Below are 12224 nucleotides of genomic sequence, written 5' to 3'. Positions count from 1 at the left end.
ATCATCAACGGCCATCCACAGAGCCAGATCGAGGAACTCATGCCCTGGCGATTCCGGAAAACATCAAGCCCAAACCCATAGGTGATCGGCGAGGCGCTTACCTTCGATGCTCCAATTGCAACCGGCTTGCTTGCCCAATGGTTGGAAGCCCGACAAAGTTGTGACAAAGCAAACAGGCGAAACGGACGCGAAAAGCCGAGAATTTGATTAACATCGTTTTTTGAGTTGGCACACCTCTTGCGCTTTGAACTGCGACGTTCACCAAGCAACGGAGCCGTTCGATGTCCGCAACGACGTTCGCTAGAGAGTTATCCCTTGACCAGTTGCTCGCGACGGAACGGGCTTATGCAGGAGACATTATCTGCGCATTGGAGTCTCCTGTCTTCAGCAGCCAGAGTGCGCGGTCACTTAATATCGGGCTCAGTTCTATGGCGACCAGCTTTTTGCAAAGCGAGGCGCAAGCGCACGTTCGCGAGCGACATCGTTTCAAGCTTCTGTGCTTGCACGGCCTTTCGCGTCGGGTGGGGGACTAGGCGTATTCGGTAAGGGCGACGCAAATCTATTTTCGAATAGTGCGGGACGAAGGTAAGTCAAGGAAACCGCTAACACGTGGTAAGAGACTCGAAAATGTCTGATGAATTCAATTATGGCGAGATTTACGCCCCGATCTACGAAGAATACACCCACCGTGCAAGGTAAAGTCGCTGAGGTAGACGAGACGGTCGCCTTTCTTGAGCGATATTGCAACGGAGGCAGCGCCCTCGAACTGGGGATAGGCGACGGGCGCGTGGCAGTGCCGTTGAGCCAGACTGGCGTCAAGGTCGAAGGTATCGATAATTCATGCAGCATGTTAAAACTGCTCGCTGAACGTTCGGATCTAATTAAGGCTTGGCAGGGAGATATTGCCCATTTCAACTCAGAGCGACGCTACAATTTGGTGTATTGCGTTTATTTCACGTTTCCACTGCTTTCCACGCGAGAAGCGCAAATAGCTTGCCTCCGATCTGCCGCCGAGGCGCTAGATGATGAGGGGGTTTTGGTGATAGAACTGTGGGTGCCAGGCTTGAACCCTCTCGTCGGCGGCCAGCAAACTACAAACGCGCGGATAGTGGATCATGAGAATACGATCGTCAATGTGTCTGTCCACGATCCGCTGAACCAGAATTTGATTTCGACCCTCCTCTGGTTTTCTGGTACGTCGGTCAGACGTTTACCGCAACGCGTTCGTTACGTTTATCATCAGGAACTCGATACCATGGCCGAATGCGCGGGGCTTGAGCTGGCGGAGCGGTGGGGAGATTGGTCGAGAAGCGCTTTCACCAAACGATCCGAACGTCATATCTCAGTCTACCGCCGAACCAGCCCGTAGCCCAAGGACCTTCCGCAGTCAAGAAGGCTTAACCTAATAGAAGTGTCAATTGCGGGTGTGGCTTTAGCACTCTTGGGATATTCGCTGTTCGGGGCTCTGGATGCGCTAGGCTGAATCTGGAGTGTGGTCGCGGACGCGATGGTACAGGCTCGCCCGGGTCGCGACTACATTGAAGCCTGATTGAACTGAACCGCGGGATGGCGGCAGGCTACCCCCAGGCCGAACGCGTCAGGGTGGTGCTCGACAATCTATCGACCCACACGCCCGCCGCGCTCTATCAGGCCCTGCCGCCATCAGAGGCGCGACGCATCCTGCGACGGCTGGACTTCCACTACTCTGTACGGCCTGGGCCAACAGCCAGACCGCTTCTGGCTCGACCCGGTCCAGTTGACCGCGGCAATGAACCGCTTGGGATTGCGTTTCGCGAGTGCGCATGCGCGTTTGGCGAATGCGCACAGGAACAGCCGATTGATCGCCAGCCGCCTGAGCGCGCTGATCAGGGATCGCGTTGTGCCGCAGAAGCATGTTTGGCGCGCCGAGATCATTCTGTTGCGCGGCGACGGTGTGGGCGCCGTCGAGATCATGCAGCAAACCGGCAAATCAAGACCTGCGTATGAGGTTGCAGGAGCGCTTCGCCACGGAAGGCTTCGAAGGACCTTTGCGCGACAAGACGCGACCCTCGCGCATTCCGCCTCTCGGGCCTGAAGCAGCGTATGGGGGCGCTGACGTTGCAGGACCCGCCTAGCGAGACGACGCACCGGACCGCCGATATGATGGCGGCCGCGGCCAGCATCAACCCGAGTGCGGTCCGTCGCATCTGGAAGGCGCGCGGGCTGCAGCCCAACCGCTGGCGCCAGTTCAGGCTCTCCAACGGTCCGCAGATCGCCGACAGACTGTGCGCGTCGTTGCATTTATGTGGATCAAACACCTAACCAGACTTCCGATCGGGACACTCGCGCAAGTTGATATTCACGCCGCCTGTAAGAATTCGAATTCCTCGTCCGTCAACCTTATTGATGCCGCCGCAACATTTTCCTCCAGATGCGCGACCTTGGAAGTTCCCGGGATGGGGAGCATGACCCGGCTGCGCTGCAAAAGCCAAGCGAGGGCGATCTGGCCTGTTGTGGCTTGATGTCGTTTCGCCACTTTTTCAAGCGGTCCACCGGGGCCTACCAGTCTGCCGTCGGCGAGCGGAAGCCAAGGAATGAAGCCGATATCGTGACCGGCGCAAAAGTCGAGCACGTCGTCGCTGGCGCGGTCGGCGAGATTGTAGCGGTTCTGCACCGTGGCAACCTTAAAGAATTTCTGCGCTGCCTCGATCTGTTCGATTGTTACCTCGCTAAGCCCGGCGCAGCGGATGACACCCTCGTCCAACAGCGATTTCACAGCCTCGAACTGCTCGTCGTGGGGCACTTTCGGATCAATGCGATGAAGCTGCCACAGTGCAATCTGATTGACTCCCAGCCTTTTCTGGCTGCCCTTCGCCTGGGCGATCAGATATTCTGGGCGACCATTCGGTTCCCATTCGTCTGGGCTGGGGCGGACTAAGCCGGCCTTGGTTGCGACGACCATGGAAGAATACGGATGCAGTGCTTCGCGGATCAGTTGTTCGGAAACATTGGGGCCGTAAGAATCGGCGGTGTCGATGAAGTTCACGCCGAGGTCGGACAATCGTTTCAGGGGACGGATCGCCTCCGCATGGTTGGTCGGGTCGCCCCATGCCCCCTTGCCGGCGATCCGGTTGGCGCCGAAGCCGAGCCGGTTAATCTCAATTTCACCTCCGATCCTGAAAGTCCCTGCCTTGGCTGCGGTGATATTGTTCATTTCCGTTCTCCGCTGCGGTGGTTTTCCGATCGGCAGATGCCCGTTAAAGCGCCGCAAAAATACATGGGAGTTCACGCCAAAAAAACAGCGTGCAGCTTACCCATCGGCGCCGTGCAACCGGTCTCCGCAGGGCAAGGGCAACTGCACCGTGCAATGGACGTCTCGACCAGACTACCGCTTTGGTCGGATGCTCAGTAAGCGGCGCAATCTTTTGCGAGTTCATCGATCAGGGCCTGCCGGTTCTCGGAGCTCGTATTGAATGACGGGGCGCAAGATTTCGTCTGCTCAAATTACTGTCTGGACCAGACTGTGCGCCGACAGTCCATCAGGGATGGCAGAACGAAACCGTATTAAGAGCCCGCAATTGAAGGGCCGACTCAAGTCCGTTTGACAGTCAGCCTCGCCAGCGAGATCTGCTGTACGTGTCATAGCCGCTCCTCCGTGGGTGCGCTCGCTTTATCAGGCACCTGGAAAACCCAATAATGCGCGTCCTCATCGTAGTATCTGGCATCGCTTAGACAATGCGCCGGCATAAGGACGCCCGCGTCCTGCAGGCGCCGCACCTCGCCGTCAAAGCACGTGGCCTCCGCATAGCTCTTGCGGGTGCTCGCGATGATGAACCCGTTCGGGCGCGTGACGCGAGCCAGTTCGCGCAGCCCATCCGGTCGGACAAGCCTGTGCGTGAAGACGCCACAGCAGACAGTGATGTCATAGCTCGCGTTGCAGTAATCGGAGAGTGGACCGTTAAGGTCGACATCGCCTTGGACCTGTCGGTAGGTACGGGTCTGCCGGGCCTTTTCCGCCATCTCCTCGAAGAGATCGAACCCGTCGATCAACCGGAAACCTAGGCGTTCCAGCTGCAGACCGACAAGGCCCGTTCCGCAGCCAGCGTCTAGGATCGTAATGACTGCTCGTTCGTTGGCCAAATAGGCTGTCTGGATGACGGCCGCCAGTTCCGCCACGACGATTGGCCCGTAGTATCCCTGACGGCCTACATTGAGATCGTAGGTATCGGCCCCGTCGCGATAGAACTGGGCTAAATAGCCGACATCCGTGTCGAGTGCATGGGAAGCCTTCCTTCGTGCGGTTTGGTTAAGCGCGGACCGTTGACCGGGGATTTTCATGACAGTTCCTCCATTTTGGGGCAGGTCGGATGCGGGACGATCCTCTTTCTCTCATTGGCCGCGCCCTTCGCGGCCGCGGGCGCAATGTTGTAGAGGCCTATTAGATAGTTGGCGTCCAAAGGCTTAGCGATCATCGATCGCCCCATGCCAGCACCAATGGATTCGATCCGCTCGGAAAAATGTCCTGCATTACGATTTCTCCAGCATCTCTTTCAAAGTTGGGAATTATCTAAGAGTAAGCCCGAAAAAGACCAATAATACTTTTTCACGTCCACTTCAATTAGGTGGTTGTTACAAAACCTTAAATAATTGTTAAAGAGTATACGGATATTTGAACCTCCGTTAACCAAATTATAATATAAAATATTTAGCAATGGGCGATGCTCACGATCGCAAGGCTAGAGCGTACATCGCCCAATCCCGACGAAGAGGATCGTTGCCGCCGCATCACGCGCGATCACAAGGTGCTAACCAGCGAGCGGACTCGGCACGTCAAGCGCTTCAACGGGCTGTTGTTCGCGCGATGAAACCGGGATACGAACCGCTGCGCCGCGACCACAACTCGATGCGCTAAGTACTGCTTCCGGACCCAAGGCTCAGATCGGTCGCGAACTCCACCGCCTCGAACTACTTACATCCTGGAGCATGTTCGCGGTGGAGGCGGAGCGGGAAGCATTACTGGTGGAGGCGAGACGCGGCAACACCTGCCTCCGCGGCGATGTTGCTGGGCATCAAGGGCATCGGACCGGAAGTTGCTGACGTGCTTTGGTCGGAAGGGCTGTTTCGCAACTTCGAGCACAGGCGGCAAGTGGCAGCCTATGCCGGCTTGGCACCAACATCCTAGTACGGCAGTCTGTCGACCGTCGGCACGGCGTTTGAAATCCGGTGATCCGCGGCTGCGAACCCCTGATCCAGCTTGGCTGGCTGCAGCTCTGCCACGCTGGGCGCTGCCCCTGGTTCCGCGACGGGTGGAGCGCAAGGCGGCCCGCTGCGCAAACCGACAATCGTCGCGCTGGCCCGAAAGGGACACGCGGCACCAGCCTTCCTTGCCTTTCAAGCTGAGGAAGCTATCGACATCGGGGATCCTGATCTGTGCGGTCGATGTCTTGCTCGGACGACGACGCCACATTCCGGATCAAAAGTGACCGACCAGATCTTATGCGGTAGCTCGGCACGCCGCGTTCTGTGGGAACCGGGGTGGGCGACCGCCTCCGGTGACCCGTTGGGCTCAGCAATGAGCGCTCCTATCTCGACGGTAGGTGCTTCGGGTCGGTCAGCCCTGATAAGCATGATTGTCTCCCACTGGGTTATATCCCAACCTCACTCTGTCACAGCCGGGCTGCTATCCCAATGGGATTTGGATGCTGACGGGATGCGGGTAAAGGACGAGAGCCCGACCGTCGGTGTCGACCAGCGCATGTCGCTTGCGGGCTTTGATCTTCTTGCCGGCGTTATAGCCTCGCGGCCCACCAGTCTCGCAGGTCTTCACGGTCTGGCTGTCGATGATGAAAGCCGTGGGTGAGACCCCTCAGCCGCAACGTTTGCGATTCAACATCAGCTAGTCAGCATGAGGTCGAACGCCCCGCTCACTGAATGAGACATGACCTCCGAAGGGCACGAAGTGATTGAATGACCGCCCCAGCGCCTTTGACTTGAGGACGATCATAACATGGGCTCGGCCGTGCTTATAACGGTCCGACAGTCGCAGGCCGGATCCGGCGACGACCCCTTCCCGCCCACGCGGTCGAGCCGCACCTGAACGGTTGTGCGCGAGCGAGCAACGGCGGTCGGCGTGGGTGTCTTCTGCGAGCAACACCAGAGTTGGCGATCTTGCCCGAAACCTGCACTTCTTCGAATTGCCCATGCGATCTGCTCGAATTTAATGGAACTTTTACAAAAACAACCGCGCGATCTGATAAGCGTAACGCGGTCGGACCATCGTGCTGTCGCAGGAGAAAATCATGGAGGACGTCGTCGTCATCGGATCAGGAAAGATCGGCTCCACAATGGCTCGGCTGCTTGCAGATACCGGGGACTACAATGTCACTGTCGTTGACCGCAGTGCCGAACAATTAGCAGAGATTCAAACCGGCTCCGCGCTTTCGACGGCGAACCTCGACATCGCCGACGAAGCAGCCTTGGCTGCGCAATTGTCCGGCAAGTTTGCGGTTTTAAACGCGGCGCCTTTCCTGCTTACAGTTGCCATCGCCACTGCCGCTGCCAAAGCCGGGGTGCATTATCTCGACCTCACGGAAGATCTAGAATCCACTCGGCAGGTAAAGCGGATCGCCAAGACAGCCAAGACCGCATTCATTCCACAATGCGGGCTGGCGCCAGGTTTCATCTCTATAGTGGCGAGTGATCTTGCGGGCAAGTTCGACAACCTCGATAGCGTGCGGCTGCGCGTCGGTGCGCTTCCGCGGTTTCCGAGCAACGCCCTGAACTACAACTTCACCTGGAACACTGACGGGGTCATCAACGAGTACATCCAGCCCTGCGAGGCCGTGGTCAATGGCGAGCTCGTTGAAGTGCCAGCACTGGAGGAGCGCGAAGAATTCTCGCTCGATGGCGCCACCTATGAGGCCTTCAACACCTCCGGCGGCCTCGGGACGCTCTGTGAAACCCTAAAGGGCAAGGTCAACACGCTTAACTACCGGACCATACGCTATCCCGGTCATGCCGCTATTATGAAGGCGCTTTTGCACGACCTGAAGCTACGAGATCGCCGTGATGTGCTGAAGGACATACTCGAACACGCGCTGCCGACCACGCTACAGGACGTTGTGATTGTTTTCGTGACCGTAGCCGGGCGCAGAAACGGCCGCTTGATCCAGGAGACCTACGCGAACAAGATTTACAACACGCAGATTGACGGGCGCATCACGAGCGCGATCCAGATTACGACGGCTTCCAGCATCTGCTCGGTACTCGATTTGCTTGCCGGTGGGAGTATCCCCGCTCAGGGCTTCATTCGCCAGGAAGACATCCCACTCGACGCGTTTCTGCAGAACCGCTTCGGCGCTTATTATCGACAGAGAGACACGGTAAAGAGCCATGGTGCCACGGTTGCCACATGAGCAGGCGTTTCCCGTGGCTTTTCCGATGGTCGATCGGCCGCCGTTCCGTGACCGGCCAGTTTCGGAACGCGACAAGGTTCCCCAATGAAGCGATGTGATCGGAAGCTCAATTGAAAATTTCTTTGCAATAGCCTGCCACCGCCGTCCCGGTCGCTACGCGGGCGCGACTTTCGCGCGGCGCATCTTGCCGGTTCTCCTCCCCACCAGCGGGCGCTTTCAAGCCGCAGGAGAGGGAGTTGCCGATCAGCGCGTCAGCGGTATGGGGCGGCCCTCCCACCGTCCAGGGCTTGGGAGCTTTACCCCCAGGAGTTGCTGAATCATTCCACCATGCGGCCCCGAGGAAGGTCGATCTGCATCCTCGGCCCACTCCTGTTGCCGATTCGGCCTATCCCCTCCAGGAAGGTGCGTAGGAGTTTGGCTCTTCCGCCGGGACGCACGAGGAATGGCCGGCGTTGATCCTCCGCGCCAAGCTATGTCAGTTGGGAGAGAGCGGAGGCGATCCGCAAGATGGTGACCAACAAAAATGCCGACGAGCGGCATTCGGGGCGCCGAAAACATGGACATGCGCTGCTCTCCGGGCTTGTCCGTTTGCCGGCGCTGCGGCCGCAAGCTCACGGTGCGATACACGGGCGCCAAGCACACCATTCCGCTCTATTGAGGGGCTGCTCGAAAACAGGGAGCCGCGCTGCGTCGCCTCCGGCGGATTGCGCGTCGATGATGTAAATCGAGGAAGCACTCCTGCGTCGCGTCGACCCGGGCCCGATCGCTCCCGCGACCGGAGCCGAGACGCAGGCAGCAAGCCCACCGCGAACAAGTTCGGGATGCCCTCAATTGCGATCTGGAGGCTGGGCACTATGCGCCGCCGACCGGGGTTTTCGGCAATATAACATAACGCCGATCCCGAAACCGGCGGTTCATTGCAGAGCTGGAGATGCGATGGAAACTGCCCTCTCGCTTGTTGGTGAGATCGAAAGCAAGATCGCCGCGAATGATGTGGCAACGCCGAATCCCTCACCTTCGTTGGCAGCGGACATCGCAGCGCTGGCCACGAACCTTCAGGCAGGTGGTCGGCGCCGACGAAGATGCCAGGGTCAAAAAAGCGGTATCGGGCGCACCGTCATTCCATTAGGTGCATTGCCTCAAGCAAAAAAATGTTACCAGAGTGTCGCTGTCCCGAAAGGGAAGGACAAGTCGTGCCATCCCTTTGGGGGATGGCAGGGCGGATCAGTATGGCGACGCGATCGGAAATGCTAAACAGGGGAACGTGCTTTTGTTTGCTGGGATCCGCGCCGCGCAGGAAGAGCTTGGGCCGCGGATTGATCGTTGCGCCCTGAATGCGAGGATTGAGGAGCCAGTCGTTATCGACCCCCAGCCCTTCGCTGCCAACCTGAAGACAGCCTAGAAGGATGGGGAGACACGACCAACGCATCGGCGGCCGTATCGACGGACTAAACCCTGGCCGAAAAGACCTAGCAGGTACGAGCCCTTCGAGGCGAAGATCAAGGAATTGGCTGAAGGAAGAGCGAGCCCTCTCGGCAGTAAGCATGCTGCAACGCCTGACAGAGATCGATCCGGCCGGCTTCCAAGAAAGGAACATCAGGATGGTGCAACGGCTTGTGAAGGCCCGGTTGATCATGCTCGACGGGGGATGAACGAAAAGCTCGCCCGTATCATCGGCCGCCGCGCCGATCGGTGATACGGGCACTTTCGAAGCCACAGTACTCGGTAACACTATCCAGTGAGGCAATAGGAGGAGTCAAATTCTCGCTTCGCTTGACACCTCAGAAAGCCGAACACTTATTGCAACTCTCGGGCGCGTCCGGCGCCATTCCCGGTTTCTTGTGAGTTGCTGTTGCGCACCATCACTTCTGCGACACTGAAGGTGTGCTTCCCTTGCCGCGAGATCAGGCGAGCGTCGATGTTGGGAAAGATAAAGAACGGCAGCGAAATCCTGTCGGTCGAACCATTGTGTGCGACCTGATGCGGCGTACTCTTGAATCGGTCCTCGCTCAAGACCTGAAGCATGTCGCCTAAATTGACTACTAGACTGTCGGGCAGGCTCGGCACCGGGGTCCATCGCTCTTGGAACCACACCTGCAAGGAGCGCGTAGGGAGTTCTTCCTGCAGTAGTAGCGTGAAGAAGCCAGTGTCGGTATGCTTGCCGGCCACGCCGCCGCTAGCTGGATACCGGTTCACCCGTTGCAGGACTGTTGGCGGGCTGAAATAGCGTTGGAACCAGCCCTGTTCCATATCGAGCAGGTCGGCAAGCGCGCTTCCGAGCTGCGGGACAACCCCGTCAAGCACAGTAGCCTGCAAAGCAAGCAGGCTTCGCGCGAAACCAGGAGCCAAGGCGTCATCCGGGAAGCGCGTGAGTCCGGCAAATGGACGCCGGTCGTCTTCGTCCTCTGTTCCGAGGTCAAACAGTTCCTTTCGATCGGGGCCAGCCTCGGGATGCAGCACCTCGCCGTGCATCGGAATGTATCCACGGGCAATAGGGGGATACACATCTTGGGCGGCGGGACCATAGCGTTCCTTGACCGACTGTGGCAATTTGAAGAACCGCCGGGAAGCGTCGATCGCTGCTGCGATCTGTTCTTTCGGGATTCCGTGCTCGATAAGGTAAAAGAACCCGTACTGCTCGCAGGCCACGCGTAAGTGCTGTTGCTCTTCACGTCGCGTTGCATCGGCTGACAGTTTCGCCAGTGAGATTTGCGGTAATGTGGTCATAGTCGCTCCTTCGTTGGTGCTTTGCCCCTGTGGGGCTTCTGGAAAATCTTGTAGTCCACATTGTTGATCGCGAGGTACCTGCCGTCGTCCAGACAGTGTGCTGACATAGGAACGGCCGTATGTTGCGGCTCATCTCGTCATCCAAGGATGTGGCCGCCCCATAGGAGCACTAACGCTGATAGTTCGGTCGGGCGCGCGACACGAGCCATTTCGCGCAGCCAATCCGGCTCGGGCATGCCCGAACTGAAGACACCCCTGCAGACCGTCAGGTGATAGTTCGCCTGGTGTATTAGGGGAGCGACTCATGAGTTCGACATTGCCTTGGATATGGCGGGAACGCGGGTTTGTCGGCCCTATCGGGGCATCTCTCGTCACGGCGATTCCTATCGATTAAATTAGACATGGAGTTCTCTTCACAGGTAAGACCACGGGATGCTGTATATGTTTTGCATGAACCTTATCACCAGATATACATAGCATCGTGCGCGAGTGCCATATAAGTTAAATTAAAAATTTGTTGATCGATATTGCAATTCTCTAGCTTTGATTAAGATTTTAATACATGAAGATTTCATAATTGCTCGATCTCAGCAGGTGACATGGAGGACCCTTCCGTTGGCTTTGTCGACGAACTCAAGCGGCAAGTGCGGCGCCATGGCCTCGCTCGGCCCGATCCCGCGCAAGGCCCCGACCTGGCCAGACACCTCATGACACGCTGCGCACCGACACGCTCGCACCGTCCATCCCGGCGTCTGCTACAGTCGCCGAAGGGCCTTTGCGCGCCGCTAGTCAAAGTCGCAGCCTGGCTGTCGCCAGCAACGCTGCACCTCAGCGTCAACGACCCAATGGCGCCGTCTCTCGCGTCGCAGATGGTCCTGCATCGCGACGACGGGCGACCGCCCAAGAGCGATCGGCGAGCCCGCTCCGGCGCCTCGGACACACTGTCGAGCCCTAAATCCCCATAGCCCCGCCCGCCATCCCGCGGTTCAGTTCAATCAGGCTTCAATGTAGTCGCGACCCGTGCGAGCCCGTACCATCGCGCCCGCGACCACACAGAACCCTCCAGATTCAACGCTGATTTTTGGAGGTCAGCGATGGACTGCGATGCGCTTCGAGACGATCTGTGGGATCGGATCAAAGGGTTGTGCCCGGAAGAACGAAAGGCAAATTCGATCCTCGCACGAACAACTCACGGTTTTTGGATGCGCTGTTGTGGATGGCGCGTTCGGGCGGCCGCTGGCGCGACCTGCCAGAAAGGCTTGGCGACCACGCCGGAAGTGAAGCGGCGCTATTATCGCTGGATTGAGATGGGTGTGCTCGACGACATGCTTGCGGTCCTGGCACGCGAAGCTGATCTGGAATGGCTGATGATAGACTCGACCATCGTGCGGGCGCATCAGAATTGGCGCCGGCGCTAGATGTTTGATCCCAGGCTTTGATGGGGCATCCTTGTCTTCCGAATCAAGGGATGCGCTATGGGCCAGGTTCTCCATGGGAGCGCCACGACGACTGAGGCAGTCCGTCGAGCGATACAGCATAGTCAAGAGAGCCTGAGGGCACTGGCCAAGCGCTACGGGATTAACCAGAAGACCGTCGCCAAATGGCGGGAGCGGACCTCGGTGGCCGATCTGCCGACCGGTCCGAGAGAGCCGAGGTCGACCGTGCTCTCGCCCGAGGAGGAAGCTGTCATCGTTGCCTTCCGGCGCTACACTCTGTTGCCGCTCGATGACTGCCTCTATGCCTTACAGCCTCCCGCATCTGACGCGCTCGTCACTGCATCGTTGTCTTCAACGCCACGGCATCAGCCGCCTGCCGGACGTTGAAGGCGACAAGCCGGCAAAGAAGAAGTTCAAGAGCTATCCGATCGGCTACTTCCACATCGACGTCGCCGAGGTGCGCACCGAACAAGGTAGGCTGCACATGTTCGTCGCCCTCGACCGCACCTCGAAGTTCGCCTTCGTCGAACTGCACGAGAAGGCCACCACCGCCGTATCGAGAGACTTGCTCCCGGCCTTGAGTTCCACATCGCGCAGCTTCTTGGCATGCAGGGAGGGTCGAGCCCACGCGTAACTCTCGCCCTTCATCAACAGATGCCAGATCACG

The 12224-nt window shown here is 58.3% G+C and carries 8 protein-coding genes and 4 pseudogenes; 7 read left to right on the top strand and 5 right to left on the bottom strand.

What is annotated here, in order from left to right; genetic code table 11:
* Positions 1–269, bottom strand: a 269-nt coding sequence (locus NKJ94_RS35675) for a hypothetical protein (RefSeq protein WP_352532276.1), incomplete at its 3' end; no start/stop codon positions are given.
* Between the two features lie 365 nt (positions 270–634).
* On the opposite strand from NKJ94_RS35675, the gene NKJ94_RS35670 reads away from it, so the two are divergent.
* Positions 635–1369, top strand: coding sequence for a methyltransferase domain-containing protein (locus NKJ94_RS35670; RefSeq protein ID WP_352532274.1), 735 nt, complete (start codon positions 635–637; stop codon positions 1367–1369).
* Positions 1370–1578: 209 nt separating this feature from the next.
* Positions 1579–1707, top strand: a pseudogene (locus NKJ94_RS35665) (IS630 family transposase); the annotation flags it as partial.
* Positions 1708–2338: 631 nt separating this feature from the next.
* Here the strand turns inward: NKJ94_RS35665 and NKJ94_RS35655 are convergent.
* The gene (locus NKJ94_RS35655) at positions 2339–3193 is read right to left on the bottom strand and encodes an aldo/keto reductase (RefSeq protein ID WP_352532273.1); all 855 of its coding nucleotides are present in this window, start codon (positions 3191–3193) and stop codon (positions 2339–2341) included.
* Positions 3194–3618: 425 nt separating this feature from the next.
* A complete protein-coding gene (locus tag NKJ94_RS35650) occupies positions 3619–4317 on the bottom strand; it encodes a class I SAM-dependent DNA methyltransferase (RefSeq protein ID WP_352532271.1) in 699 nt (232 codons plus the stop codon).
* A gap of 718 nt (positions 4318–5035) precedes the next feature.
* Here NKJ94_RS35650 and NKJ94_RS35645 point away from each other — a divergent pair.
* On the top strand, positions 5036–5161 hold the full coding sequence (locus NKJ94_RS35645; protein WP_502904250.1) for a transposase: 126 nt from the start codon (positions 5036–5038) through the stop codon (positions 5159–5161).
* A gap of 513 nt (positions 5162–5674) precedes the next feature.
* Here NKJ94_RS35645 and NKJ94_RS35640 read toward each other — a convergent pair.
* Positions 5675–5839: pseudogene (locus tag NKJ94_RS35640) on the bottom strand (transposase); the annotation flags it as partial.
* 439 nt (positions 5840–6278) lie between these two features.
* On the opposite strand from NKJ94_RS35640, the gene NKJ94_RS35635 reads away from it, so the two are divergent.
* Positions 6279–7394 (top strand): saccharopine dehydrogenase family protein, encoded by a 1116-nt coding sequence (locus NKJ94_RS35635; RefSeq protein ID WP_352532269.1) that lies wholly within the window; start codon positions 6279–6281, stop codon positions 7392–7394.
* A gap of 1406 nt (positions 7395–8800) precedes the next feature.
* Positions 8801–9046: a hypothetical protein gene (locus NKJ94_RS37730; RefSeq protein ID WP_502904249.1), complete on the top strand. Its 246-nt coding sequence runs from the start codon at positions 8801–8803 to the stop codon at positions 9044–9046.
* A gap of 145 nt (positions 9047–9191) precedes the next feature.
* Here the strand turns inward: NKJ94_RS37730 and NKJ94_RS35630 are convergent, their stop codons facing one another.
* Complete coding sequence (locus NKJ94_RS35630; protein ID WP_352532267.1) at positions 9192–10121, bottom strand: isopenicillin N synthase family dioxygenase; 930 nt, start codon at positions 10119–10121, stop codon at positions 9192–9194.
* A 1094-nt stretch (positions 10122–11215) separates the two neighbouring features.
* Here NKJ94_RS35630 and NKJ94_RS35625 point away from each other — a divergent pair.
* Both NKJ94_RS35625 and NKJ94_RS35620 read left to right on the top strand, forming a co-directional pair.
* Positions 11216–11518, top strand: a pseudogene (locus tag NKJ94_RS35625) (transposase); the annotation flags it as partial.
* A gap of 78 nt (positions 11519–11596) precedes the next feature.
* Positions 11597–12128: pseudogene (locus tag NKJ94_RS35620) on the top strand (transposase family protein); the annotation flags it as partial.
* Positions 12129–12224 lie beyond the last annotated feature (96 nt).

The organism is Mesorhizobium sp. M0060 (assembly GCF_040323155.1).
Lineage (GTDB): Bacteria > Pseudomonadota > Alphaproteobacteria > Rhizobiales > Rhizobiaceae > Mesorhizobium.
The sequence above is the reverse complement of the archived record's forward strand: the minus strand, read 5'-3'. Positions and strand labels throughout refer to the sequence as shown.